A 24,568-nucleotide genomic window follows, 5' to 3' on the forward strand; every position below is an offset into this window, starting at 1 on the left:
CGCGACAGGCGCGGCGGGGTTTTGAGTTCGGTTACTGCGCCGCCTTGCTGACCAGCGGCGCGCCCTCGGCCAGCACTCTTGCGATGTCTTCGCGCCTGCCGGTAACGGCCCTGGTGACGGTGTCGTTGAACGCTTTGTGCACAGCGGGCCATTGCGGGAAGTAGTAGGCGCCACGCACTTTATCCGGGGAGTCGAGAACCGCTTCCTTCAGCAGCTTCATGAAGGCATCCTGCTCGGCGATCTTCGGCCAGAATGTCGTGTTGGGCGGTGGCGCGCCGGTCGCCTTGAACATTTTGGTCTGGCCTTCCTCGTCAAGCATCATCGCATTCAGCATCTGCTTGGCGAGCTTCTTGCGCTCTTCCGGTATAGACTTCGGGATTGCCCAGCCCCAGATGTCATCCCAGCCGAACGGCTTCTTCCGGTCGGGGCCGAGCGGGAAGCGCGCGGCGGCGACCTTGCCGGCAATCTTCGACTTGTTGGGATCGTTGAACTGCCCCCACCACAGCGTGTCCGCTACCGTGAACGCGGCATCGCCGGCCATGAAGATGGCGTTGGCTTCGTTGCGGTCATACGCCGGCATGCCGCGCGGCGCGATCTTGTGGGTGTTGATCGCATCCCACCAGTATTCGACGGTCTTCTGCATGCAGGGGTCGGTCATGCTCGATTTCCAACCGCCTTCCGCGAGCTTCTTGTTGTCACGCTCGTAGAACGGCATCAGCACGTCGCAATTGTTGCCCCACATCGACCAGAACCAACTGAACCAGGAGTGGTTCATAGACATGCCGCCGACATAGCCGAACTTCGCCTTGCCGTCGGCCTGCAGCTTCTTGCTCATGGTGACGAGTTCTTCCAGCGTCTTCGGCACTTCCTCCGGCTTGACGAGGTCGGAGCGGTAGAAGAATACGCTGAATGTCTGTCCCATCGGCACAACGGTGTTCTGGCCCTGCGCGTTGGCGAACACGAGCGGCGCCATGCTCCACTTGGAGCCGTATTTGTTGGCTTCGACGTCGTCGGTCGGCTCCAGCAGATGCGCCCAGGTCTGACCCCAGTCGTCGTTGTGCCAGATCACGTCATACTGATCCGAGTTCGAGGTCAGCGACGCCGTCATCTTCTCGACATAGACGCCGTAGGAGTTCGGCACCTTGACGATCTTGACGCCGTTCTTGGCGCCCCAGGCCTCGAACATCGCGATCGAGGCGTCCTGGATCGGGCTCGGCTGATAGCCGATCCTCAGCTCCTTCACCTGTGCAGTGGCACCACTGGTCGCAGCCATCAAGGCCGCGGCCGCCGCCATCAACCATCTTGCCAGTCCCTGCATCGCCTTTCCTCCTCTTTTTGTCGTTGTGTCTTTCGTTGCCTCGGCTTGGTCTTTCCTAAAGTTAGATCCTCAGCCCCCTGATCACGTATTTCTGGCCGAACAGCGCGATCAGGAAGGCGGGCAGCAGGGCCATTACGGCGGTCGCGGCCATTAGATTCCAATGCAGGCCCATTTCAGTGACAAACTGCGCCATCACGACTGTAATCACAGGCACGCGGTTGCCGGTCAGGATCAGCGCGAACAAGAATTCATTCCAGGTGAACAGCCAGCACAGCACGGCAAGTGCGGAAATCGCCGGAAGTGCCGAAGGGATGGCGACGCGGATGAACGCGCCCCAGCGGCTGCAGCCGTCAATCATGGCGGCATATTCCATGGAGGGATCGATGCCATCGAAGAACCCCTTCATCAGCCAGGAGAAGAAGCAGATGTGGACGGCGATATGCGGCAGCAGCAGCCCGACATAGGTGTCATAGATGCCCCAGGCCTGCACCACAAAGTAGAGCGGCAGCACCCAGGAAATGTAGGGCACGCAACGGAAGATGTAGATGGTGCCGAACCACATGCGAGTCGCGGGGCCGGTAAAGCGCGACAGCATGTAACCGCTCGATACAGTCACCAACAGCGAAAAGACCGTCGCCAGCGTCGAGATGACAGCACTGTTGATGAAGGCCTCGATGATGCGTTCCTGGCCGAGCACCTCCTTGAAATTGCCCAGAGTGAACTCGGTGCCGCGATGTACGTAATAGACCCCCGACTCCGGGCGCAGCGAGGTCAGGATCAGCCACAGCACCGGGAAGGCGAAAGCAAAGCAGATGGCGGCGAGGGCGAGCGCAAAGAACGTCTTGCGGCTCCAGTTCGGCAGGTCGGGAAGGAATTCGGGGTGCGTCACCATCGGCATGAGCGTCAAGCCTTCGCAATGCGGTCGACGAGACGGTACATCACCACGCCGAGCACGAGGATGATCAACCCGCCGACGATCGCCGCCGCCGAGCCGCGGCCGAGATCGAGATTGAGGAAGGCGAGCACATAGGCATAGAGGCTGAACAACTCGGTCGAGCGGCCCGGGCCGCCGCCGGTCAGCGTCCACACGATGTCGAAGGTGCGGAAGGCATCGATGGCGCGGATCACCACGCAGACCACGATCACCGGCCGCAGCATCGGCAACGTCAGGAAACGAAATACCCGCCAGGTCGTAGTGCCGTCGATGGCAGCGGCCTCGAACGGCTCCTTCGGCAGGCTCTGCAGGCCGGCGAGCAGCAGCAGCGTGAACCATGGCGTCCACAGCCAGATGTCGGTCAGCAGGATGATGCCGAAGGCGCTCCAGCGCTGCACCAGCCATGGCTGCCCTTCGAGGCCAATGGCTTCCAGCACCACATTGACGATGCCGAACTGGTCGTTGAAGATCCAGCGGATCATGATCGCGGCGACGACCGGGGCCACCATCAGCGGCACCAGCAGGATCGTCTGCACCAGCTTTTGTCCGCGAAATGGCCGGTTGAGCAGCAGCGCGAGCGCCAGCCCCGCCACCAGCGCCCCGGCAACGCTGAGCACCATGAACAGGAAGGTGTTCGGCAGCACCACGTAAAGGAACGCCGGATCCGATATCACGGCGACATAGTGGTCGAAGCCGATCCAGGTCTTTTTGGGATTGTAGAGTGCCCAGTCGCGAAAGCTGGCGTTGGCGCCGATGACGATCGGCACGACCTGAAACAACAGCAGCAGCAACGCAGCCGGCGCGATCAGAAGCAGCACGAACCGCTGTTGCTCGCCGAACATGGGACGCCGCGATGCCGACAAGCCCGTTTTCCCCATTTGGGCATCAAGCCGTCACGACTCTTGCGGCCGGTACGTGCGCGAAGCCTGTATTTTCAGGGAGTATGGGCGGGGCGTCGAAGGCTAGTCAATCCGGATTGTGCAAGCGGTACAATCGGATCGTGCGAGAGCACAATCGGTCGTGCGAAGGCAAGCGATCGGGTAGACGCTCGTTGAAAACGTCAACTTGAGGTTATGCAAAAAGCAAAACGCACCGGCCCCCGAAGACCGGGGCCGATGCGCTTTCAGCAGGGCTTACTGCCTTGCCAGTTCATTGTCCGCTGTTGGCTGCCGGTCTTCTCGAGTGGCCGGCTTGGCCGCTAGACGGAAGAGTTTCTTGTTCTGATGCGTTTTCTTTACGCGAACCGGTGTCCACTTCGCTCGAAAACGCTACGTAATTCTCAGAGCCGATACAGGATCTGGTCGGTCCAGAACCGCTCGAGGCGGTGCAGCGACTTGTTCAGCGTCGCGAACTCCTCGTTCGAGATGCCGCCGACCTGCTCCACCGTCTTGACGTGCTTCTGGTAGAGCGCGTCGACGATCTTGCGGATTTCCTGGCCCTGCGCGGTCAAGCGGATGCGGACCGAACGGCGATCGACGCGGGAGCGCTGATGATCGAGGAAGCCGAGCTCGACGAGCTTCTTCAGGTTATAGGAGACGTTGGAGCCGAGATAGTAACCGCGCGTGCGCAGCTCGCCCGCGGTCAGCTCCTTGTCGCCGATGTTATAGAGCAGCAATGCCTGCACCGAATTGATGTCGGCGCGGCCGCGGCGATCGAATTCGTCCTTGATGACGTCGAGCAGCCGGCGGTGAAGCCGCTCCACCAAAGTCAACGCTTCCAGATAGAGCGGCTGCACCGGAGTTTGACCGGCAGAGCGTTCAGCGGTTTCCACCGCCGTTGCAACGGCTTTGATCATGACACTTCCCCTGTCGTCGTTTTTCGACTTATTTCGACGAAACTTCTGTCCCGCCTGATAGCTTCAACTTAAGGGGGCGGTTTGAAGATCCGCTTAAATAAGAGAATAAAGAGATCATGAATTTAACAGAGTGAATTGTCGATTAAGCCCCATGGATCAAGGCTTTTTGCAATATTTCATTGACGGTGAAAGCGTGATGTTCACGCTTCGTCTGCAGGCCCTGTCGCATTCGGAAACAGGTGGGCCTGAAATCGAAACGCTCGCGTAACAGGTGTGGTGGAACCCTTTACGGCCCTTAACGGTGACTGAAACGTTACCGGGAAAATTTTTGAAAATTTTAGGGGTTGGCGTCGCGGTTTCTGCACGCGGATGAATTATGGCGGGAAACTGACACGTTGCGCTTCTCTTCTCCCCGCCCTTGCGGGCCGAGGGGGCGCACCGCAGCAAGGCCCCCTACGGCGGGCGTTCGCGCGCGGCCATCCAGGCGAGCGCGAGATAGGCGCCGAGCATCACGGCCTCAAGCCCCACCACCGTCAGGCTGCCGCCATAGATGCCCGGAAACATCAGTTCGATCACCGCCATCGACACCACGGTGGTGAGCCACACCACCGCGCCCCAGGGCGTCGCAAGCCACAGCCCGACGGCGGCGACGAGTTCGATCACGGCGAAATAGACGGTCGCGGTCTGCCAGGCCATCGACTGGTTCTCGAATGCCTCTTCCTCGCCGCCGATGAATCCCGTGACCTGCGCCCAGTGGTACAGGCCCTTCAGGATCGAGATAACCGCCATGATGCGCAGGAACAGCACCAGCCGCCGCGTCCAGACATTCTCGTCGGGCTCGATCCGCTCCGACGACATCGCCGCCATCGACATCGCGTTGTCTCTGGACTTGTCCCGCCCCTGATCGCGCGCCGAAGCGTCAGACATGGAAGCCGACCTCGGAATCGGGGCTCAACGCGTGCTGGAATGTTCTCATGGTCCCATGTCTTGGCCCGCCGGGACGGTAAAATCAATTGCCGATGAGATGGATCAAGGCTCGGTGACGGGCGACCTTCAAGGTGCTAGAACTGGAACAAATCAAAACTGACCCGCGCCTTCAGGAGTACCCATCACATGGCGATCAAATTCGGGCGTCCGATCGAAATGCGCGACGCGCCGCGGCGACAGACCGCCCTCGCCTCGAGCCCGCTCGACCTGGCCATTCGCCCCCGCCGCAACCGCAAGGCGGAATGGGCGCGGCGGCTGGTGCGGGAAAACGTGCTGACGACCGACGACCTGATCTGGCCGATGTTCGTGGTCGACGGAAACAATGCGCGCACGCCGGTCACCTCGATGCCCGGCGTCGACCGGCTCACCGTCGATCAGGCGGTGCGCGACGCCGAGCGCGCGATGAAGCTCGACATTCCCTGCATCGCGCTGTTCCCCTATACCGAGCCGTCCTTGCGCGACGAGAACGGTTCCGAAGCGCTCAACCCGAACAATCTGGTCTGCCAGTCGGTGCGCGCCATCAAGAAGGAATTCCCTGAGCTCGGCGTGCTCTGCGACGTGGCGCTGGATCCCTTCACCAGCCACGGCCATGACGGTTTGATCGAGGACGGCAAAATCCTCAACGACGAAACGGTGGCGGTGCTGGTGCGGCAGGCGCTGGTGCAGGCGGAAGCCGGCTGCGACGTCATTGCGCCCTCCGACATGATGGACGGCCGCGTCGGCGCGATCCGCGAGGCGCTGGACGATCAAGGTTTTCTCGACGTGCAGATCATGTCCTACGCGGCGAAATATGCGTCCGCTTTCTACGGCCCGTTCCGCGACGCCATCGGCTCGGCAAAAACGCTGACCGGCGACAAGCGCACCTACCAGATGGACAGCGCCAATTCCGACGAGGCGTTGCGCGAAGTCGAACTCGACATCGCCGAGGGCGCCGACATGGTGATGGTGAAACCCGGCATGCCCTATCTCGACATCGTGCGCCGGGTGAAGGACACGTTTTCGATGCCGACCTTCGTCTACCAGGTGTCCGGTGAATACGCGATGATCGCAGGCGCTGCCAACAACGGCTGGATCGACGGCGACCGCGCGATGATGGAAAGCCTGCTCGGCTTCAAGCGCGCCGGCGCGGACGGGATCCTGACGTACTTTGCGCCGAAGGCCGCGGAGAGGTTGAAGGCGGAGAAGTAGTCCGCTGTCGTCCCTGCGAACGCAGGGACCCATACGCCGTGGCCCATCAATAGAACGATGGGGCCCGTTGCCTTTGCTACCACCGGCGGTCATTTGACGAAAAGCGTCGGCCAGTTCGTCTCACTCGAGAGCACAACGCGGTATGGGTCCCTGCGTTCGAACGCAGGGACGACGGAGACATTGTACGCCCCCGCGCCGGCACCCGAATATTGCACGCTGTTAATGGTCGCAGGCCCTTGGCGGCGGCCCGGCTGGTTCCCATGTCACGGTCGGGAATATCGGCCTGGAGGACGAACCATGTCTTATAGCGGCTCTGGCAATACTGGCGGCGCTTCAAATGCTGGCGGCGCCTGGCGGAACGACGGCGGGGTGCCGCCGCATGCGTTCGATCCCGATTTGCAGCCGGAACTGTTTCGCGGCGTGCTGACGCGGCGGGTGTTTGCGTTCCTGATCGACCTCGTCGTGCTGTCAGTTCCTGTCATCCTGGGCTACATCTTCATTGCCGTGTTCGGCGTTATCACGCTCGGCCTCGGCTGGATGCTGTTCTGGCTGGCGTGGCCGGCTACCATCGTGTGGGCGATCGTCTATTACGGCGCCTCGATCGGCGGCCCGCATTCGGCCACCATGGGCATGCGCGCGATGGATCTGGAAGTGCGCACCTGGTACGGCGCGCCGGGCTATTTCGTGCTCGGCGCCTGCCATGCCGTGCTGTACTGGGTCTCGATCTCGTTCCTGACGCCGCTGGTGCTGCTGGTGGGCTTGTTCACCAGCCGCCGCCGGCTGCTGCACGACATCATCCTGGGAACCGTGGTCATCAACAGCTCGGTTCGTACCCAGGTAGCGCCTTCGGCCCGCAGCAGCTACTGAGCGAGCAGCAAACCAATTGACCGTCGGCCCTCGGGGCGCGATGTTAGAGCCGGTCCGGCCCGAAAATGAATCGGGGCCGGACCGGCGCTTTTTCGTTTTGAGGCGTTTTCTTAACGCGAACCGGTGTCTACTTCGCGCGAAAGCGCTATGGTTGATTTGTTTCGGAGGCGTGACGACCCGACGTGACCCAGCACTCGCGTGATACCCCGCAATTTTATCTGACCGCACCCTCGCCCTGCCCTTATCTGCCGGGCCGGCATGAGCGGAAGGTGTTCACGCATCTGGTCGGCGACAAGGCTGGCGACCTCAACGACCTCCTGACCCATGGCGGCTTCCGCCGCAGCCAGTCGATCGCCTACCGCCCGGCCTGCGACCAGTGCCGCGCCTGCGTCTCCGTGCGTGTCGTCGCCAACGAATTCCGCCCCTCGCGCAACTTCAAGAAAGTCCTGGCGCGCAACGCCGACATCGTCGGCGAGCAGCGCAGCGCGGTGCCGACGTCGGAGCAGTACTCCGTGTTCCGCGCCTATCTCGACAGGCGCCACCGCCACGGCGGCATGGCCGACATGACGGTACTCGACTACGCGATGATGGTAGAAGACAGCCATGTCGAAACCCGCATCATCGAATACCGTAAACGCGGCGTCGATACCGGCATCACTGGGCGCGGCGAGGAGCTGATCGCGGTGGCGCTGACCGACGTACTCAGCGACGGGCTGTCGATGGTGTATTCGTTCTTCGAGCCGTCGCAGCAGAGCCGCTCGCTCGGCACCTTCATGATCCTCGATCACATCACCCGGGCGCGCAAGCTCGGGCTGCCTTACGTCTATCTCGGCTACTGGATCGAGGGCTCCAAGAAGATGGACTACAAGGGCCGCTTCCTGCCGCAACAGCGGCTGGCGCCGTCAGGCTGGCTGCGGGTTGACGCATCGGGCGAAATGCTGTCCGAGCCGCAGGATTAGAGCGCACTTGTAGCCCGGATGTAGCGCAGCGAAATCCGGGGCCGCATCAAGATTCCCGGATTGCGCTTCGCTCCATCCGGGCTACGAATCCCGTCTCAGCCGAAGAACGTTTCGAACAAGAGTTTTACGTTCAGCGCGACGATGATGCCGGCGACGATCCACGCCACCGCGGCGACGGAACGGGAGATCGCGAAATCACCCATCTTGCGGCGGTCGGAAACGAACCGCACCAGCGGGATCACCGCGAACGGCAATTGCATCGACAGCACGACCTGGCTGAACACCAGCAACTGGCCGGTGCCGCGCTCGCCATAGAGCGCGGTGACGATCACGACCGGGACGATGGCGATGCCGCGCGTGACCAGCCGCCGTGCCCAGCTCGGCAGGCGCAGGTGCAAAAAGCCTTCCATCACGATCTGGCCGGCCAAAGTCGCCGTGACCGTCGAGTTCAGGCCGGAGGCGAGCAGCGCCACCGCGAACAGGGTGGAAGCGATGCCGAGCCCGAGCAGCGGCGACAGCAGTTCATACGCCTGGCCGATCTCGGCGACCTCGGTGCGGCCGGTCGCATGGAAGGTGGCGGCCGCGACGATCAGGATCGCGGCGTTGATGAACAGCGCCAGCATCAAGGCGATCGTCGAATCCGTCGTCGCCCATTTGATCGCCTCGCGGCGGCCCTTGTCGTTCCGTTCATAGGCGCGGGTCTGCACGATCGAGGAGTGCAGATAGAGATTATGCGGCATCACGGTGGCGCCGATGATGCCGATGGCGATGTAGAGCATTTCAGGATTGGTGACGATCTCGGTCGACGGCAAAAAGCCCTTCAGCACCGCGGCCACCGGCGGCGCGGCGGCCGTGATCTGGATCGCAAAGCAAACTGCGATCACGATCAAGAGCGAGATGACGAAGGCTTCGAGGAAGCGGAAACCCTTGTTCATCAACAGCAGCAGCAGGAAGGCATCGAGCGCAGTTATCAGTGCCCCCCAGATCAGGGGAATGCCGAACAGCAGATTGAGCGCGATCGCGGTGCCGATCACCTCGGCGAGATCGCAGGCGATGATTGCCGCCTCACAGGCCACCCAGAGCAGGAAGTTCACGGGCCGTGAGAAGCTGGCCCGGCAGGCCTGCGCCAGGTCACGGTCGGTGACGATGCCAAGCCGCGCGGCGAGCGCCTGCAACAGGATCGCCATCAGGTTCGACAGCAGGATCACCGACAGCAGCGTGTAGCCGAACTTCGATCCGCCCGCGAGGTCGGTCGCCCAGTTGCCCGGGTCCATATAACCGACGGAGACCAGGTAGCCGGGGCCGAGGAAGGCCAGCAGCCGGCGCGACCAATGCCCGCCAAAGGGCACCGAGATGGTCGAATTGACCTCGGGCAGGCTGCGCTGGGTGCCAGCGGCGGCGTCAGCTCGCCAGCCGGCAGCAGTCGTGTCGGTCATCGGTACACCCTCAATCGGGGTCTTCGGGCCTAATGCGGGCGTTCGGGCGTCCATCTCAGCAAGATGGTCGATATCCATTTTTATTGCAACTCACTTGCAACTGCATCTAGCAATCACGAAAATGATACCGGCAAGCCAACTAGAAAGTACTGAAGAAGTGCTTTATGATTGAAAATATGATCAAGATCCCGGTCGAGACGCCTACGGCCACGCTGCGATACGCCCTCGTCCCCGACGAGGCCGGTATCGCCGCCATTGAGGCGACCTTTGCCGCCTACGACCGGATGATGGCGATCCTCGCCGAAGTTGCGCCGGTTGGCGCCAACCTCGTCGCCCTTCACGCCCAAGCTTACGAAAAGATCCGCATCGAGACCGGCCTGCCGGCCCGTCTGGTAACGCTCGGCCTCCGTGACCGCGCCGGCTACGTGGCGGATACGGCAATGCGCAAGATCCCACTCGACGACAAGTTGTTTGCGATCAAGGGACCAACTTCACTGACAATTAGCACTGTCCATGGACGTGTCTTGGTGCCGTTCGAAATCCCCGGCTACCTTGCCGGCTGGGAAAGTCCCTTCCCGGCTCATCTGGTCTCGGATGGCCGCGCTTACGAAATCCACATCGCCGTCAAATCGAAATCCACAGCACTGGAGGAGAAGACCATGGTTCACGAGGGTATCCTTGCGCGTATGGGTAGACTTCTTGCCGCCATCGCCAGCGAGACGATCGACAATGTCGAGAACAGCAACAAGGTCGCGCTGGTCAAACAGGCGATCCGCGAAATCGACGCCGGCGCCGACGACGCACGCCATGCGCTCGGCAAATCGCGCGCCGAGGAATTCCGCCTCAAGCGCCGTCGCGAGGAACTGGACGCCGAAATTGCCGGGCTGACGGAAAAGATTCGTCTCGCAGTTGCGGAAAGCCGCGAGGATCTCGCGCGCGCCGGCGTCGCACGGCAAATTGATCTGGAATCGCAGGGAACGGCGCTGGAACGTGCGATGGATTTCATCGAACTCGAAATCGACGAGCAGACCAAGGCGTTACAGGCGATGCTTGGCGCGCGGCGTGAAGCCGAAACCCGTCTCGCCGATCTCGAAGCGAGCCTCGAAAAGCATTCGCCGCAGGAAACCGGACGCGCGGCTGGCGCGACTAAAACAGTGAGTCCCGATCGGGCCATGGCGGCGATCGCACGCGTCACCGGCGTGCCGGCGGCCGGCGTGCCCGGCGACAAGGAGCTCGACGAACTCGACCGGTTGCACCGCGAAAAGGAAATCGCGGCCCGCCTTGAAAGGATCAAGTCGCAGCAATGAGTGCCCTGACCGACATCCTGCTAGCGCCGGACGTGCGGCCCTTCGCCGTGGCTGCAGCAATCATGCTGGCGCTCGGCGGCATCGAATTACTGGCAACGCTGGTCGGGTTCTCGATCAGCGAACTGGTCGGCAAGGAAGTCGCCGTCGACTCCGACAGCGGCAACGGATTGGGCGGGCTATTCCTTTGGATCAATGCGGGACGCCTGCCGCTCCTGATCCTCATCATCCTCGCGCTCGGCGTGTTCTCGATCGCGGGTTTCTTCCTGCAGGGGCTGGCCCATGGTGTGGGGATTTCGATCCCTGCCTCGATCGCAGTGCTCGCCGCCGTGGCCGGCAGCATTCCCGTCATCCGGGTCACCAGCCGCGGCATCGCCCGCATCATCCCGCGCGACGAGACCTATGTGGTGGATGAGGCCGATTTCGTCGGTCATGTCGCCGAAGTATCGATCGGCCCGCTCGATCAGGGGCTGCCCGGCCGCGTTCGTCTCAAGGATGTCTTCGGCAACTGGCATTCTCTGGTGGCGCGCGCCAGTCCCGATTCCGTACCGCTCCCGGTCGGCGCCAGCGTGTTGCTGGTCGACCGTGACGCCAAGAGCTTTATCGCCATTTCCGCTCCAACCGACCTCATTGCACAACAACGTTCAGACAGGGCTTAACACATGTGGGAACTTGCAATACCCGTCGCTATTGGCGTCATTGTCATTCTTGTTATCGGTCTCCTGCTTGCAAAGCTCTACCGCCGCTCGACGCGTGACGAGGCCTATGTCCGCACCGGCCTCGGCGGCCAGAAAGTCGTCCTCGACGGCGGCTCGATCGTGCTTCCGGTTTTCCACTCGACCGCCGCGGTCAACCTGAAGACGCTGCGGCTCGAGGTCACGCGCGGCGGCCCGGATTCGCTGATCACCAAGGACCGCATGCGCGTCGACATCGGCGCCGAATTCTACGTCCGCGTCAAACCCGATGCCTCGTCGATCGCGCTCGCCGCGCAGACGCTGGGCAGCCGCACCAACAATGCAGGCGAGCTGCGCGAGCTGATCGAAGCCAAATTCGTCGACGGCCTGCGTTCGGTGGCCGCCACCATGAACCTCGAAGAGCTGCAGGAGCAGCGCGCCACCTTCGTCAAGTCAGTGCAGGAAGCAGTCGGCGCCGACATCCAGAACAACGGCCTCGAGCTCGAATCGGTCTCGCTGACGCGGCTCGACCAGAGCGACATCAAGCATTTCAATCCGAGCAACTTCTTCGACGCCCACGGCCTGACGACGCTGACCAAGATCACCAGGGAACGCGAACAGGAGCGTAACCAGATCGTCCGCACCACCGAGGTCAATATCGCGCAGCAGGACCTGGTCGCTCGCCAAACCACGCTGACGATCGAAGCCACCAAGCGCGAGGCGGAACTGGCGCAGCAGCGCGACATCGCCAACAAGACCGCCGCCATGCGCGCGCAGACCGCGCAGGTCGAGCAGACCGCCGTGCAGAACGAGGCCGAGTATCGGATCCAGCAGGAACTGGCGGTCGCCAACAAGCAGACCGAAGCCAATCAGGCGCGCGACACGCGAAAGATCGAAGCCGATCTCGCGGTGAAGCGCCGAAACACCGAGATGGAACGCGATCTGCAGATCGTCGCCCAGGAAAGCGCGATTGCGGTCGCGACCAAGAGCAAGGAGCAATCGGAAGCGCAGACCGTCGCCGAGACCGCGCGCGCGCTGGCGATCGCGGCTGAAGAAAAGGTCACCACCGCCAAAGCCGTCGAAATCGCCGAACGCGACAAGATCATCAACGTGATCGCGGCGCGCAAGGCCGCCGAGACCGAGGCGATGCCGATCACCGTGATGGCGGAAGCCGAAAACCAGGCCGCCAACAACAAGGCGGAAGCCATCAGCGTGCTGGCCAAGGCCGACGCCGATGCGGCGATCACCCGGGCCACCGGCGTCAAATCGCTCGGCCAGGCCGAAGCCGAGGTGGCGGCATTGAAGGCGGAAGCGCGCAACAAGCTCTCGGCGGAGATGGTCGACTACGATCTCACGCTGGCGCGCATCAATATCATCCCGAACGCGCTGGCCGAAGCGGTCAAGCCGATCGAGAAGATTTCGGACATCCGGATCTTCGACACCGGCGGCATGCTCGGCCGTGGCGGCGGCAACGGCGCCATGAATGGCCATGGCAACGGTATCGGCCTCGGCGACGGCCTTGCGGCGCAGTTGCTGTCGGTCTCGGCGTTCAAGCCGATCATCGACAAGATCCTCGCCGAGGGCGGTTTCGCCGCCGGTCCTGATGCGCTGACCACCCTGACCAACGCGCTGGCCGCACAACGACTGGCAGCTCCCACCGAACCGCCCGCCGCGTTTGATGCAGATGACGATGACGTGGTGACGCCGCCCACGACTATCTCTGGAACGGGCAAGGCAACGCTCGGTCCCACGTCGTAGCTGTCCCGGGGGAACTGCTCCGCCGTTCCAATCGAAATCTAAAGAGGCCCGCCGCAGTTCTCGCAGCGGGCCTTTTTCCTGTTCCTTCCTTCTGCCTTATCGGGAAACGGGTGGGTTGCGTCGTCCTCCGGCCGGACAATGAGGACAGATCGAATCCAAGGGAATTTTGCCATGTCCGCCGCCGACACGCCTCGCCTGCCCGCAACGTTCAATCGCCTGGCCTGGTCGAACCTCGCCGCGCAGTCGGCCGAGCAGATCGCGCTGGCGGCCGCCCCCATCGTCGCGGTGCTGCTGCTCGGCGTCGGCGAAGGCCAGACCGGCCTGCTGCAGACCGCGCTGACGCTGCCCTTCATCCTGTTCGCGATCCCTGCCGGCCTGCTCGCCGACCGCATCTCGCGGCGCTGGGTGATGGCGGCCTCGGAGGCGCTGCGCGCCGCGGCGCTAGCCGGCATTCTGCTGCTGATCTGGCTCGGCCAAATGACGCTGCCGCTGCTCTCGTTGCTCGGCTTCATCGCAGTCTGCGGAACGGTCGCTTACAGCGTCGCCGCACCCGCTTTGGTGCCGTCGCTGGTCACCTCGGAACAATTGCCTGCAGCCAATGCACGGATTGAACTCGCGCGCACGATCGCGTTCGCCAGCGGTCCGGCGCTTGGCGGCGTGCTGGTCGGATGGGTCGGGGCCGCCCCCGCCTTCGGATTCGCGGCGGCGTTGTCCGTAATCGCAGTCGTGCTGCTGTCAGGCATCTATGAACCGCCCCGCGCCCCTGCCCCGCGCCGCCATCCGCTGCAGGAGATCAAGGAAGGCGCCGCGTTCGTGTTGCATCACCCGCTGCTGCGGCCGGTGTTCATCACGCAATTCATCTTCAACACGGCGTCGTTCCTGCTGCTTGCCGTGTTCGTGCCCTACGCCGTGCGCCACCTCGGGCTATCGGCCACCGGCGTCGGCGTGACGCTTGGGATGTATGGCGTCGGCATGGTCGCCGGCGCGCTCGCGGCGACGCGGGTGATGAAGCGGCTCGCCTTCGGAACCGTGATCGGGCTCGGGCCTGTCACCGGCTTCGTCGCCGCAATGGTAATGGCGCTGACGACCATCCTGCCGACGCCATGGCTGGCGTGCCTGAGCTTCTTCCTGCTCGGTGTTGGCCCGATCCTGTGGGTGATCTCGACCACCACCTTGCGGCAATCGGTAACGCCGCCATCGCTGCTCGGGCGCGTGTCCGCCATCAACATCATGAGCTACGGCGCCCGTCCGCTCGGCTCTGCGTTAGGCGCCATCGTCGGCGGGCTTTATGGCGCCGAGGCTTGCCTCTATCTGGCGGCAGCCATTTTCGGCGCGCAGGCGCTGGTGATCCTGCTGTCGCCGGCGGTCTCGCTGGCGCGGCAGCCGGACATGGTGGGAGAAGCGGCGCGCTGCTAGCAGTGCCGAGCTGAAATCATCATTACGAGTGCGGCGAAGCAATCTATTCTTCGCGGAGCCTGTCATCCGGCGGCGCTTCGCGCCCGACCAGGTGGCTCGGATGACGGGGCAAAACAGGACTAGCCCGCCAGATAACGCTCGTATTTGCCCGCCACGACTTCATCCGCAGCGATGTCAGGATCGAGCGTATACAGATCCTGCGCGCGGCCGATGCCGCGCAGGGCGTAGCGGCCGGTGGACACCAGATAGTTTCGCCCGGCGGCGTCGAGGCCTGCGCGAAATGCCGACGACATCAAAAGTTCGCGGTCGACCGAGCGGCACATCGAGGCGATGCGGCTGACCTCGTTGACGGCCGGTCCCACCACGGTGAAGTCGAGCCGGTCATCGCTGCCGATGTTGCCGTAAAACACCTCACCGACATGCAGGCCGACATGGGCCGTGGTAACCGGCCGGTTTTCGGCCGTGCGGCGGGCGGTGAGCGCCTTCATGTTGCGGCGGAAGCGATGTTCGGCGCGAAGTGCTGTCCGTTTTGCCACCGCCATGTTGTCATGGATGAACATCGCCAGCACGCCATCGCCGATCAGCTTCAGCACCTCGCCGCCGGCGTCATGGATGGCGTCGATCGAGGCTTGCGCATAATCGTTGAGGAACGGGATGATCTCGCCGGGATCGATGCTCTCACTGATCGCGGTCGAGCCGCGCAGATCGGAAAACCACAGCACCGTGTTGATGCGCTCGGTGACACCGCGCGCGATCCGCCCGCGCAGCACCTGTTCGGCCGCGTCGCGCCCGAGATAGACGCGGCCGAGCGTCTTGGTGATGTCGGCCTGCGCCGCGGATTTGATCGCCAGCCCCAGCACCGGCACGAGATCGCGCAGCGCCGCCAGGCCCTGCGCGCCAAATCCCTCGTCGTGCCTCGTCACCCAATAGGAGTAGACGCAGTCCATCTGCCCCATGGTGCCGGCCTCGCCGAACTGATGCACATAGGCCACCAGATGCTTGTGACCTTTCTCGGCGAGTTCGTTCACGAACTTGAACCTGTTAGTCTCGCCATCGGCGAGGTCGACCGGCAGTTCCTCATGACCGTTTTCGAGCATGTGGTAGAAGATCGAACTGCGCCATGCCTGCGCGGCTTCGCCCTCGTTGGTCGAACCATATTCGAAGACGTCGCTTTCGTTGGTCTCGGCGTCGTTCCAGCGAAAGCCACGACCCTCAAAAATTGGGTGCAGCGTATCGATGAAGACCATCCCGCGCGATACGGGCAGGCCTTCGGCGCAGCAGCGCTGGCAGAAACCGCGGATCAGATCATTTTCGGGTAGGCCTGTGAGACCCTGGTTGACCAGCCAGTTCATCAGGCGCAGACGGGGCGTGAGTTCCATGCCGCCATTATGCCGCGCAATCGTGACGGGTGAAAGCCTCGCGCCCTTCAACCCTTCGAGCGCGTCACCGCCTCGCCGTCCTCCTTGACGAAGGATTGGATGGGGTTGTCGAGCAGATCAAGCACCAGCTCCGACGGCCGGCACAGCCGCACGCCCTTCGGCGTCACCACGATCGGCCGGTTGATCAGAATCGGGTGATCCAGCATGAAGTCGATCAGCTCGTCGTCGCTCCACTTTGGATCGGCCAGGCCAAGCTCGGCATAGGGCGTGCCCTTTTCGCGCAACAGCTCCCGTGGCGTGAGGCCCAAGGCCTTGATCAGCTCGACCAGCCGGGCGCGGCTCGGCGGCGTCTTCAGGTACTCGATCACCTCGGGCTCCTCGCCGCTCTGCCGGATCATCGCCAGCGTGTTGCGCGAGGTGCCGCAGGCGGGGTTGTGATAGATCGTTACGCTCACGGATGAGCCTCCTTGGTCGTTGCCGCCTCGCCTGCCCCGCGCAGCAGCCAGTTCATGAAGATCAGCGCCACGACCGCGCCGCAGAGTTCGGCCGCGATGAAGCCAGGAAGGTCCGCGGGACGAATACCCGAAAACGTATTGGTCATCGAACGCGCGATCGCAACGGCGGGATTGGCAAACGAGGTCGAGGCCGTGAACCAGTAGGCCGCCGTGATGTAGAGGCCGACCAGCCAGGGCACGGCCGTGCGGTTGAACCTGATGCCGGCGAGGATGGTCGCCACCAGGCCGAATGCGGCGACGCCCTCGGCGAACCATTGCGCGCCGCCGGTTCGCGTTTTCAGCGAGGCGTCAATCAGCGGCAGCGCGAACATCGCATGCGCCACCATGGTTCCCGCGATCCCCCCGGCCACTTGCGCGGCAACGTAACCCAGCGCATCGCGCGGCGTCAGTTCGCCTTTCAAAGCAAAGACCAGCGATACCGCGGGATTGAAATGCGCGCCCGAGATCGGCCCGAGAATGCTGATGAGAACCACCAGGATCGCGCCGGTCGGCAGCGTGTTGCCGAGCAGCGCAAGCGCGACGTCCTTCGTCAAGGTTTCGGCCATGATGCCGGAGCCGACCACGGTCGCGACCAATAGCGCGGTCCCGAGTGCTTCGGCAGCGAGCCGGCGCGGCAGATCGAATTCGGACATCAGCTCGCCTTCTCTTGGCTTGACGTCGAGCCGGCGATGCGGCCGATATCGCGCAACTTCGTCCCAAGCGACAGGCGGTCGATGCTTTCCAGTGGCAGGCTGGAGAAGGCGGCAATTCGATTTTTGAGATAGCGGAAGGCTGCGACGAATGCCGCTTCCTTTTCCATGTCGGTACCATCAACTGCGGCTGGGTCCTCGATCCCCCAATGTGCCGTCATCGGCTGGCCCGGCCAGATCGGGCAGGACTCACCGGCCGCGTTGTCGCAAACGGTAAAAACGAAATCCATCACGGGTGAGTCGCTTCGCGCGAATTCTTCCCAGCTCTTCGAGCGCAATTCGTCCGTGGGATAATCGAGGCGGTTGAGCACCTTGATCGCAAACGGATTGACCGTCCCCTTCGGCTGGCTGCCGGCGGAGAAGGCGCGGAAGTTGCCGCGGCCATCCTTGCGCAGGATCGATTCCGCCAGGATCGAACGCGCGGTGTTTCCGGTACACAGGAAGAGAACGTTGTAGATGCGATCAGACATGCGCTTTCCTCCTTGTCTTTGGCGGACAGCAAGGCGTGAGGTCTTCGATCAGCGGTCCGCAGATCTCGGGCCGCCCGTCGCAGCAATCCCGCAGCATGAACAGCACCACCGCCTGAAAGGCCTTGAGATCGGTACGATAGACGATCGAGCGGCTGATGCGCCGCGCCGTCACCAGTCCCGCCCGGGACAGGATGGCCAGATGCGACGACATGGTGTTTTGCGGCACGGCGAGTGCCTTGGCGATGTCGCCGGCTGCGAGCCCATCCGGTTCGTGCTTCGTCAACAACCGGAACACATCGAGACGGGTCGATTGAGCAAGCGCCGCCAGCGCGAGAATGACTTTTTCTGATTCCATACATCTAGATTTATCGATATATTATCCCCTGTCAACCCGAACGCCAGAAGTTGCCACCGCCAGCTATTTCGATAATTCTAGAAATACCGTTGACGGGCCTGGATTCGTATGAAAGCATGTCCGCATGAAACTCGATGACGCCGCCGCCCATCTCGAAGCGCTGGGCAATCCGACCCGATTGAAAATCTACCGCGCACTGATCCGCGCCGGCGGCGCCGGCCTTGCGGTTGGCCGCCTGCAGGAGAAACTGAAGATCGCGCCCTCCACCCTCTCCCACCACATCAAGGCGCTGGTGGTGGTCGGCCTCGTGACCCAGGTGCGCGATGCGACCACGCTGATCTGCCACGCCAACTACGAAGTGATGCGGGAGCTGGTCGGTTTTCTGGTCGCGGAATGCTGCACTGAAAGCGCCGAAGCCACAGATGCCAAGACCGCGGCCTAGTGAGCCGCGTTCTTTTGGCGATTATTTCGATAGTTCTAGTTTTATGGGAGGACAACATGAGCGAAGCCAAAACCGTCGCGATCATCGGAGCCGGCCCAGTCGGCCTTGCCGCCGCCGCCCATGTGCTGGAGCGCGGCCTGCAGCCGATCGTACTGGAAGCCGGCGAAACTGTCGGCCACGCCATGCGGCAATGGGGCCATGTTCAACTGTTCTCGCCATGGGAATACAATATCGACAAGGCGGCTGCGCGCCTGCTGGCGACGACCGGCTGGAATTCTCTCGAACCCGATCAGTACCCGACCGGCGCGGAGATGGTTGAAAGCTATCTCGAACCGCTCGCAGCCAACACGGCACTCAAGCCCCATATCCGCACGTCGAGCCGCGTCACCGGTATCAGCCGGGTGGGCTTCGACAAGCTCAAGACCAAGGGCCGCGAAACAGCGCCGTTCGAAATCCGGTATCAGAACGGGAAAGGTCCCGAAGTCGTGAAGGCCGATGCGGTCATCGACGCCTCCGGCACCTGGCACTCACCCAATCCGGCCGGCGCCAACGGCCTGTTCGCGATCGGCGAGACGCAGGCCGCGGACAGGATCGCCTACGGCATGCCCGACGTGCTGGGCAAAGGCCGTGCGCGTTATGCCGGCAAGACCGTCGCAGTGCTCGGCGCCGGACATTCCGCGATCGGCACGCTGACCGATCTCGCGAAACTCGCGGAACAGGCGCCGGAGACCCAAGCGATCTGGCTGTTGCGCGGCAACGATCCCGCGAAAGCCTTTGGCGGCGGCGCCAACGACAAGCTTGCCGCCCGCGGCGAGCTTGGCGCGGCGTTTGCTGCATTGGTAGCCGCAGGACGAATCAAGGTTGAGAGCGAATTCCGGGTTTCGCAGCTCACTGCCGACGGCCCTCGCCTCGTCGTCGGCGCGGGCTCGGCCTGTTGCGGCCGCCAAATCGTCGTCGACGAACTCGTCGTGGCGACGGGTTTTCGCCCCGAGCTGGATTTCGTCCGCGAATTGCGCATCCGGCTCGACTCGGCGATCGAATGCCCGGTCGCGCTGGCGCCGTTGATCGATCCGAACGAACATAGCTGCGGCACCGTGAGGCCGCACGGCGCACGGGAATTGGCGCAAGACGAACCGGGCTTCTATTTCGCCGGCATGAAATCATACGGCCGCGCGCCGACCTTCCTGATGCTCACGGGATACGAACAGGTGCGTTCGATCGCCGCCGACATCGCCGGCGACCGCGAGGCCGCGGAGCGGGTCGAACTGGGTCCTGCCGGAGACCGGCGTCTGTAGCCGCTCGCTCGCACCAGATGCCAGCAATTGCTGCGGCGGCCCTGCATTATCGGATGTTGACGCCTGTTGCGTGGCGGATGCACAAGCAAAGCAGGACGGCAAGACTGGATGCGGCTGCGCGTCCCCGTCGTAAGGGAGTGAACGGGATCTCGTTGGAAGGTCGCTCGGCTATCGTCGCGATGTGCGTGGGGCAGCTTGGGAGCTTGCTTCCACACGTCGTCGTGCCTTCCATTCTTGCCGCATTCCTGATTCCGGAATGGCATTTGAGCGGCGCGCAGGCAGGCCTCCTGGCGGGCTCCGGCGCCGCCGGCTACATGCTGACAGTGCCGGTGCTGGCGACGCTGACCGATCGCATCGATGCACGCAAGATTCTGATCGCAGGCTCTGCGCTCAGTGCGCTCGGTACATTGCTGTTCGGCATGTTCGCCACGGGGCTGTGGTCGGGCGCGCTCTGCAACGCGATCGCCGGCGTGGGTTTTGCGGGCGCTTATATGCCGGGCCTCAAGGCGCTCACTGATCGCCTTGCGCCGGGCGATTCATCCCGCGCCATCACGCTCTACACGTCGAGCTTCTCGCTCGGGGTCGGTCTGTCGTTTCTGGTTTCCCAACTTGTTGCGGAGGCCTGGGGCTGGCGTAGCGCATTCTTCGTCACAGCCGCCGGGCCGCTCGTGATGCTCACCGTCTGCTTCCTGCTGCGGCCGGTCGAGCCGACGCCGGCTACGGGACGCCTGCTGGATTTCGCACCGGTGTTCCAGAACCGGAAAGCCATGGGGTTCGTGCTGGGCTACGGCGCGCATTGTTTCGAACTCTACGCCATCAGAACCTGGATCGTGGCGTTCTGGACCTTTGTCTCGCTAAAAAATTCGGACGCTTCGATTTTGACGCCGATCGTGGTCAGCGTCGTGTTTTCGCTGCTCGCTATGCCCGCTAGCATTCTCGGCAATGAATTCGCGCTCAGGTTCGGACGCCAACGCGCCGTCACGGCGGTGATGTTCTCCTCCGCTGCGGTCGCGTTTCTGATCGGCGTCTTCGCCGACAGGTCGCCGTGGCTGTTGCTGCCTTTGATCCTGATCTATGCCATCACGGTTCCCGCCGATTCCGGCGCGCTCACCTCCGGCATGTCGATGGCTGCAGACCCGAGCTATCGCGGCGCGACCATGGCAATACATTCGACCGTCGGCTTCAGCCTGTCCGCGATTGGTGCGTGGGCGCTGGGCGTCGCGCTGGATGCAGCGGGCGGCCCGCAGAATTCATCGGCCTGGATGCCCGCATTTTCGGTGCTGGCGGCAGGGATCCTGTTTGGACCGCTGGCACTCTATTGGTCCAGGAAAGAGACACCGCCGTGAACCGCAGCCAGTTTTCCATCATTGCCGCGCTCGGCACCACGCAGACGCTGGCCTGGGCTTCGAGCTACTACCTGCCGGCAATCCTCGCCGATCCCATCGCACGCGATCTCGGCGTTTCCTCGAACTGGATCTTTGCCGCCTTCTCTGCATCGCTTGTCATCTCTGCCATGCTCGGGCCGCGCATCGGCCGGCAGATCGATCTGGTCGGCGGCCGGTCCGTGTTGTCGATTTCCAACATCGTGCTGGCGGCGGGCCTGGCGTTGCTCGGCCTCACCTATTCGATACCGGTCCTGCTCGCGGCGTGGCTCTTGCTCGGCATTGGCATGGGTGCGGGTCTCTACGACGCCGCCTTCGGCGCGCTGGGCCGCATCTACGGCGACAAGGCACGCCGCTCCATCACCGGCATCACCTTGTTCGCCGGCTTCGCCTCGACCGTCGGATGGCCACTGACCGCGTGGGGGCTGGAGACGATCGGCTGGCGCAACACCTGCTTCGCCTGGGCCGCCGCACACATCCTGATCGGGTTACCGATCAACTGGCTGATGCTGCCGCCGGTCGCGGGCGCAAAGGCCGCCGTTGCCGCCGCCGTCAAGCCGCACATCCCGATCGACCGCACCATGATCCTGCTGGCGTTCGCCTTTGCCGCCGCGTGGACCGTCACCGGCGCGATGGCCGCGCATTTGCCGCGCATCCTGGAATCCGCCGGCGCGACATCGCTGCAAGCGGTCGCGGCCGGCGCGCTGATGGGTCCGGCGCAGGTGGCGGCCCGCATCTTCGAGGCGAGTTTCCTCAGTCGTTATCACCCGCTGGTCTCGGGCCGGCTGGCATGCCTGACGCTACCGATCGGCGCGGCGATCCTCGGCCTGGCGGGCGGCGGCGCGGCCAGCGTTTTTGCGGTCTTCTACGGCGCCGGCAACGGCATTTTGACCATAGCGCGCGGCACGATGCCGCTCGCGATCTTCGGGCCGCAGAACTATGCCTACCGCCTCGGGATCATCGGCGCCCCGGCGCGGATTGCCCAGGCCGGCGCGCCGCTGGCGTTCAGCCTGCTGATCGACGTCATGGGTAGTCGCATCCTGATCGTGTCGTCGGCGCTCAGCCTCGCCGCGCTGTTGGCGCTGTTGTTGCTGCGCGCACCGCCACCTCGAAGCCTGACGAAAGAGAAGGATGTCTGAAATAATCAACCGCATCAATCCGCCCGAACTCGGCTCTCCGCCCGGTTACTCGCAGATCGTCGAGGTGACCGCGGGGCGCATCATCTTCATCGCCGGCCAGACCGCGCTCGATCGCGGCGGCAATGTGGTCGGCAGGAATGATTTTGCAGCCCAGGCGGAGCAGGTGTTTCAGAATCTCTCGATTGCCCTGAAGGCCAGCGGGTGCTCGCCGGCCAATCTGGTAAAGCTCACGGTATTCCTCACCGACATGGATAATCTCGCTCGCTACCGCGAAGCCCGGAACCGCTTCTTCGCCTCGGTGACCCCGCCGGCAGCGCCTGCGGTCACGCTGGTCGAGGTATCGAAACTCTACGGTCCGGATTTCCTGATCGAGATCGAGGCCATCGCGGCGGCGTGAGCGTCACGCATTCAAGGCTTCCTGGCCTCCGACGTTGCGATCCAAATCCCGGCGAACACCGCGACCAGCCCCAGCACAAGATTGGGCGTGATCGGCTCTCCGACCAACTGAGTAGCCAGCAGCCCCGCCGCGAGCGGATTGACGGTCATGGTATTGGCGACACGCGTCGGCGACGCCCGTTCCAGCGCCAGCACCCACAGGATGAACGCCAGCGCGCCGCCGGCAATGCCGAGATAGATGCCGGCGATCCATTGTGGCGTGCTGAACCGGCTCAATGCCGCGACGCTTCCCGTCAACGAGCCGACCAGGACCAGGGCTGCGGCACCCGTTCCCATGCCGACGGTGAGGAAACCAAGCGCGCTCGATCGCTGGATGAAGGGGCGAGACCAGACATTGTAGAACGCCATGCACAAGACAGCCGCGGTCATGATCAGCTCGCCGCGCCAGGCGCCCAGTGGCGCGGCCGACAATCCCGTTGCAAGCGCGGCGGCGACACCGAGCACCGCGACGCAGACCCCGATCGATTTCCTTCTCGTCAGCGGCTCGATGCCGAGTATTGCGCCGACCACCATGGTGTGCAGCGGCAATGTCGCCAGCGCGAGCGAGGCGCGTGCGGCGGTCGTGTAGGACATCGCGATATTGTAGAGAACGAAGAACACGCCGAAGAAGCAAAAGCCCAGCGCGGCGACGGCCGGCAAGTCCCGCTGTTGCGGCCATCGCGCCTTCAGCAACAGCGCCGCCGGCAGCACGCAACAGAAGCCGATCGCCCAGCGCAGAATCGCAAGCGTAATCGGGTCGGTGTTGCCGGCGAGATAGCGCGTGATCGCCGCCGCGGTGCCGCCGAGGCAACTCGAGATCAATGCGATCGCAACGCCGATCCATTCGCCCACGCGGTCCCCCATATCCTGTTAACTTGTTCAGTCCGGTTGTGGCATCTTGCGGATCGGCAAAGCCCCGGCAAACTACCTGGCAGGTACTCATGGCGCATCGGCATGATTTCGCAGCAAGCCTCCGGTTGTGGCGGCGCAAAAGGGGTCTGTCGCAGCTTGAGCTCGCCGGTCGAACCAACATCTCGCAGCGGCACCTGAGTTTTCTCGAACTCGGCCGCGCATCGCCAAGCCGTGACATGGTGATACGGCTCGCCATTGCCCTCGACGTGCCGCTGCGCCAGCATAATTCGATGCTGATGGCGGCCGGCTTCGCGCCGGTGTGGCGGCAGACCAACCTCGCCGCCCCCGAGTTCGTTCAAATTCGCACTGCGCTCGATTTCATGCTGGCCCAGCAAGGACCGTTTCCTGCCGTCGCGGTCGATCGGCACTGGAATCTGCTGCAAAGCAATTCCGGCGCCGTCCGTCTGGTCGAATTCCTGGTCGGGCCTTTGGCGCCGGATGCCGCGATCAATCTGGCCGACGCGTTGGTCGCTCCGGACGTGCTGCGGCCACATCTTTTAAACTGGGTCGAGGTGGTCGGCTATTTCATCCGGAGCGTGGAAGCCGACGCTGCCGCCGACGGATCGGCGGAGACCGCGGCCCTTCTGAATCGATTGCTGGCTTATGAAGGCGTCCAGGCGGCGGTCAATGCGCCGCCGGCCGAACTGGCGATCACGCCGGTGCTGCCAATGCATTTTCGCAAAGGCACGACCGACCTGCGGCTGTTCACGACCATCGCGACGCTGGGCATCCCGCAGGACATTACGCTGCAGGAGCTTCGCATTGAGAGCTTCTTTCCAATGGATGAGGCGACCGCCCGCGTGCTGCGAGGATGGGTCGAACAAGGTGCGGCTGCGACAGTTTCCGGATGAGAGCCCGTCCATCCGATGGCGGCAGATGTCAGTAGCAGGATCGGGCGAATGGCTACGACGTTCTTGCC

General features: G+C 63.3%; 24 protein-coding genes and 1 pseudogene. 13 read left to right on the forward strand and 12 right to left on the reverse strand.

The annotated features are described in order from the left end of the window. Positions 1 to 31 precede the first annotated feature (31 nt). The 5 genes from IVB22_RS38905 to IVB22_RS38925 form a co-directional block, all read right to left on the reverse strand. Positions 32 to 1,318, reverse strand: a complete 1,287-nt coding sequence (locus IVB22_RS38905; RefSeq protein WP_247522429.1) for an ABC transporter substrate-binding protein — start codon at positions 1,316 to 1,318, stop codon at positions 32 to 34. Between the two features lie 61 nt (positions 1,319 to 1,379). Further along, positions 1,380 to 2,216: a carbohydrate ABC transporter permease gene (locus IVB22_RS38910; RefSeq protein WP_247522430.1), complete on the reverse strand. Its 837-nt coding sequence runs from the start codon at positions 2,214 to 2,216 to the stop codon at positions 1,380 to 1,382. A 5-nt stretch (positions 2,217 to 2,221) separates the two neighbouring features. Next, positions 2,222 to 3,115, reverse strand: a complete 894-nt coding sequence (locus IVB22_RS38915; RefSeq protein ID WP_247522431.1) for a carbohydrate ABC transporter permease — start codon at positions 3,113 to 3,115, stop codon at positions 2,222 to 2,224. A 416-nt stretch (positions 3,116 to 3,531) separates the two neighbouring features. After that, positions 3,532 to 4,047, reverse strand: a complete 516-nt coding sequence (ldtR, locus tag IVB22_RS38920; protein ID WP_028345688.1) for a transcriptional regulator LdtR — start codon at positions 4,045 to 4,047, stop codon at positions 3,532 to 3,534. A gap of 453 nt (positions 4,048 to 4,500) precedes the next feature. Further along, the gene (locus IVB22_RS38925) at positions 4,501 to 4,974 is read right to left on the reverse strand and encodes a DUF6163 family protein (RefSeq protein WP_247522432.1); all 474 of its coding nucleotides are present in this window, start codon (positions 4,972 to 4,974) and stop codon (positions 4,501 to 4,503) included. A 186-nt stretch (positions 4,975 to 5,160) separates the two neighbouring features. Between IVB22_RS38925 and hemB the strand changes: the two genes are divergently transcribed. From hemB to IVB22_RS38940, 3 genes are all read left to right on the forward strand, one after another. Then, the gene (gene hemB, locus IVB22_RS38930; RefSeq protein ID WP_247522433.1) at positions 5,161 to 6,222 is read left to right on the forward strand and encodes a porphobilinogen synthase; all 1,062 of its coding nucleotides are present in this window, start codon (positions 5,161 to 5,163) and stop codon (positions 6,220 to 6,222) included. A gap of 297 nt (positions 6,223 to 6,519) precedes the next feature. After that, positions 6,520 to 7,089, forward strand: a complete 570-nt coding sequence (locus IVB22_RS38935) for an RDD family protein (RefSeq protein WP_247522434.1) — start codon at positions 6,520 to 6,522, stop codon at positions 7,087 to 7,089. Between the two features lie 182 nt (positions 7,090 to 7,271). Then, positions 7,272 to 8,048, forward strand: a complete 777-nt coding sequence (locus IVB22_RS38940; RefSeq protein WP_247522435.1) for an arginyltransferase — start codon at positions 7,272 to 7,274, stop codon at positions 8,046 to 8,048. Positions 8,049 to 8,143: 95 nt separating this feature from the next. Here the strand turns inward: IVB22_RS38940 and IVB22_RS38945 are convergent, their stop codons facing one another. Further along, positions 8,144 to 9,538 (reverse strand): Nramp family divalent metal transporter, encoded by a 1,395-nt coding sequence (locus IVB22_RS38945; RefSeq protein WP_374207851.1) that lies wholly within the window; start codon positions 9,536 to 9,538, stop codon positions 8,144 to 8,146. Between the two features lie 110 nt (positions 9,539 to 9,648). Here IVB22_RS38945 and IVB22_RS38950 point away from each other — a divergent pair, with 110 nt between their 5' ends. The 4 genes from IVB22_RS38950 (at position 9,649) to IVB22_RS38965 (ending at position 14,636) form a co-directional block, all read left to right on the forward strand. Further along, positions 9,649 to 10,791 carry a PspA/IM30 family protein gene (locus IVB22_RS38950; protein WP_247522437.1) on the forward strand — a complete coding sequence of 381 codons (1,143 nt, stop codon included), beginning with the start codon at positions 9,649 to 9,651 and terminating at the stop codon, positions 10,789 to 10,791. Beyond that, positions 10,788 to 11,447, forward strand: a complete 660-nt coding sequence (locus IVB22_RS38955; RefSeq protein WP_247522438.1) for an OB-fold-containig protein — start codon at positions 10,788 to 10,790, stop codon at positions 11,445 to 11,447. Before IVB22_RS38950 ends, IVB22_RS38955 begins: the two co-directional genes overlap by 4 nt. 3 nt (positions 11,448 to 11,450) lie before the next feature. After that, the gene (locus tag IVB22_RS38960) at positions 11,451 to 13,220 is read left to right on the forward strand and encodes a flotillin family protein (RefSeq protein WP_247522439.1); all 1,770 of its coding nucleotides are present in this window, start codon (positions 11,451 to 11,453) and stop codon (positions 13,218 to 13,220) included. Between the two features lie 171 nt (positions 13,221 to 13,391). Continuing rightward, entirely contained in the window at positions 13,392 to 14,636 is a 1,245-nt protein-coding gene (locus tag IVB22_RS38965; RefSeq protein WP_247522440.1) for an MFS transporter, read from the forward strand. A 119-nt stretch (positions 14,637 to 14,755) separates the two neighbouring features. On the opposite strand, the gene IVB22_RS38970 is transcribed toward IVB22_RS38965, so the two are convergent. From IVB22_RS38970 to IVB22_RS38990, 5 genes are read right to left on the reverse strand one after another with little or no spacing between them, the layout of a single operon-like run. Then, complete coding sequence (locus IVB22_RS38970; RefSeq protein ID WP_247522441.1) at positions 14,756 to 16,015, reverse strand: adenylate/guanylate cyclase domain-containing protein; 1,260 nt, start codon at positions 16,013 to 16,015, stop codon at positions 14,756 to 14,758. A gap of 47 nt (positions 16,016 to 16,062) precedes the next feature. Beyond that, positions 16,063 to 16,470 carry an arsenate reductase (glutaredoxin) gene (gene arsC, locus IVB22_RS38975; RefSeq protein WP_247522442.1) on the reverse strand — a complete coding sequence of 136 codons (408 nt, stop codon included), beginning with the start codon at positions 16,468 to 16,470 and terminating at the stop codon, positions 16,063 to 16,065. Then, the gene (locus IVB22_RS38980) at positions 16,467 to 17,162 is read right to left on the reverse strand and encodes an MIP/aquaporin family protein (protein ID WP_247522443.1); all 696 of its coding nucleotides are present in this window, start codon (positions 17,160 to 17,162) and stop codon (positions 16,467 to 16,469) included. Before IVB22_RS38980 ends, arsC begins: the two co-directional genes overlap by 4 nt. Further along, entirely contained in the window at positions 17,162 to 17,689 is a 528-nt protein-coding gene (locus IVB22_RS38985) for an arsenate reductase ArsC (protein WP_247522444.1), read from the reverse strand. Before IVB22_RS38985 ends, IVB22_RS38980 begins: the two co-directional genes overlap by 1 nt. Then, positions 17,682 to 18,044, reverse strand: coding sequence for a helix-turn-helix transcriptional regulator (locus IVB22_RS38990; RefSeq protein WP_247522445.1), 363 nt, complete (start codon positions 18,042 to 18,044; stop codon positions 17,682 to 17,684). The genes IVB22_RS38985 and IVB22_RS38990 overlap by 8 nt, the downstream gene beginning before the upstream one ends. 124 nt (positions 18,045 to 18,168) lie before the next feature. Here IVB22_RS38990 and IVB22_RS38995 point away from each other — a divergent pair, with 124 nt between their 5' ends. The 5 genes and pseudogenes from IVB22_RS38995 to IVB22_RS39015 all read left to right on the forward strand — a co-directional run bounded on the left by IVB22_RS38995 (position 18,169) and on the right by IVB22_RS39015 (position 22,699). Beyond that, a complete protein-coding gene (locus IVB22_RS38995) occupies positions 18,169 to 18,486 on the forward strand; it encodes a helix-turn-helix transcriptional regulator (protein WP_247522446.1) in 318 nt (105 codons plus the stop codon). Positions 18,487 to 18,542: 56 nt separating this feature from the next. Next, a pseudogene (locus IVB22_RS39000) lies at positions 18,543 to 19,914 on the forward strand (NAD(P)-binding domain-containing protein). A 46-nt stretch (positions 19,915 to 19,960) separates the two neighbouring features. After that, positions 19,961 to 21,127 carry an MFS transporter gene (locus tag IVB22_RS39005; RefSeq protein WP_247522472.1) on the forward strand — a complete coding sequence of 389 codons (1,167 nt, stop codon included), beginning with the start codon at positions 19,961 to 19,963 and terminating at the stop codon, positions 21,125 to 21,127. Continuing rightward, complete coding sequence (locus IVB22_RS39010; protein WP_247522447.1) at positions 21,124 to 22,302, forward strand: MFS transporter; 1,179 nt, start codon at positions 21,124 to 21,126, stop codon at positions 22,300 to 22,302. The genes IVB22_RS39005 and IVB22_RS39010 overlap by 4 nt, the downstream gene beginning before the upstream one ends. Continuing rightward, entirely contained in the window at positions 22,295 to 22,699 is a 405-nt protein-coding gene (locus IVB22_RS39015; RefSeq protein WP_247522448.1) for a RidA family protein, read from the forward strand. The genes IVB22_RS39010 and IVB22_RS39015 overlap by 8 nt, the downstream gene beginning before the upstream one ends. A gap of 11 nt (positions 22,700 to 22,710) precedes the next feature. On the opposite strand, the gene IVB22_RS39020 is transcribed toward IVB22_RS39015, so the two are convergent. Beyond that, complete coding sequence (locus tag IVB22_RS39020; protein WP_247522449.1) at positions 22,711 to 23,589, reverse strand: DMT family transporter; 879 nt, start codon at positions 23,587 to 23,589, stop codon at positions 22,711 to 22,713. Positions 23,590 to 23,678: 89 nt separating this feature from the next. On the opposite strand from IVB22_RS39020, the gene IVB22_RS39025 reads away from it, so the two are divergent. Continuing rightward, positions 23,679 to 24,500: a helix-turn-helix domain-containing protein gene (locus IVB22_RS39025; protein WP_247522450.1), complete on the forward strand. Its 822-nt coding sequence runs from the start codon at positions 23,679 to 23,681 to the stop codon at positions 24,498 to 24,500. The last annotated feature ends 68 nt before the right edge of the window (positions 24,501 to 24,568 follow it).

This window comes from Bradyrhizobium sp. 190 (assembly GCF_023073415.1).
GTDB lineage: Bacteria > Pseudomonadota > Alphaproteobacteria > Rhizobiales > Xanthobacteraceae > Bradyrhizobium.

Excerpts from the sequence above, each read along its gene's own strand:
- IVB22_RS38905 (WP_247522429.1), bottom strand. The coding sequence starts at position 1,318 with ATGCAGGGACTGGCAAGATGGTTGATGGCGGCGGCCGCGGCCTTGATG.
- IVB22_RS38910 (WP_247522430.1), bottom strand. The coding sequence starts at position 2,216 with ATGCCGATGGTGACGCACCCCGAATTCCTTCCCGACCTGCCGAACTGG.
- ldtR (WP_028345688.1), bottom strand. The coding sequence starts at position 4,047 with ATGATCAAAGCCGTTGCAACGGCGGTGGAAACCGCTGAACGCTCTGCC.
- IVB22_RS38925 (WP_247522432.1), bottom strand. The coding sequence starts at position 4,974 with ATGTCTGACGCTTCGGCGCGCGATCAGGGGCGGGACAAGTCCAGAGAC.
- hemB (WP_247522433.1), top strand. The coding sequence starts at position 5,161 with ATGGCGATCAAATTCGGGCGTCCGATCGAAATGCGCGACGCGCCGCGG.
- IVB22_RS38935 (WP_247522434.1), top strand. The coding sequence starts at position 6,520 with ATGTCTTATAGCGGCTCTGGCAATACTGGCGGCGCTTCAAATGCTGGC.
- IVB22_RS38945 (WP_374207851.1), bottom strand. The coding sequence starts at position 9,538 with ATGGACGCCCGAACGCCCGCATTAGGCCCGAAGACCCCGATTGAGGGT.
- IVB22_RS38950 (WP_247522437.1), top strand. The coding sequence starts at position 9,649 with ATGATTGAAAATATGATCAAGATCCCGGTCGAGACGCCTACGGCCACG.
- IVB22_RS38955 (WP_247522438.1), top strand. The coding sequence starts at position 10,788 with ATGAGTGCCCTGACCGACATCCTGCTAGCGCCGGACGTGCGGCCCTTC.
- IVB22_RS38960 (WP_247522439.1), top strand. The coding sequence starts at position 11,451 with ATGTGGGAACTTGCAATACCCGTCGCTATTGGCGTCATTGTCATTCTT.
- IVB22_RS38965 (WP_247522440.1), top strand. The coding sequence starts at position 13,392 with ATGTCCGCCGCCGACACGCCTCGCCTGCCCGCAACGTTCAATCGCCTG.
- IVB22_RS38970 (WP_247522441.1), bottom strand. The coding sequence starts at position 16,015 with ATGGAACTCACGCCCCGTCTGCGCCTGATGAACTGGCTGGTCAACCAG.
- IVB22_RS38980 (WP_247522443.1), bottom strand. The coding sequence starts at position 17,162 with ATGTCCGAATTCGATCTGCCGCGCCGGCTCGCTGCCGAAGCACTCGGG.
- IVB22_RS38985 (WP_247522444.1), bottom strand. The coding sequence starts at position 17,689 with ATGTCTGATCGCATCTACAACGTTCTCTTCCTGTGTACCGGAAACACC.
- IVB22_RS38990 (WP_247522445.1), bottom strand. The coding sequence starts at position 18,044 with ATGGAATCAGAAAAAGTCATTCTCGCGCTGGCGGCGCTTGCTCAATCG.
- IVB22_RS38995 (WP_247522446.1), top strand. The coding sequence starts at position 18,169 with ATGAAACTCGATGACGCCGCCGCCCATCTCGAAGCGCTGGGCAATCCG.
- IVB22_RS39005 (WP_247522472.1), top strand. The coding sequence starts at position 19,961 with ATGTGCGTGGGGCAGCTTGGGAGCTTGCTTCCACACGTCGTCGTGCCT.
- IVB22_RS39015 (WP_247522448.1), top strand. The coding sequence starts at position 22,295 with ATGTCTGAAATAATCAACCGCATCAATCCGCCCGAACTCGGCTCTCCG.
- IVB22_RS39025 (WP_247522450.1), top strand. The coding sequence starts at position 23,679 with ATGGCGCATCGGCATGATTTCGCAGCAAGCCTCCGGTTGTGGCGGCGC.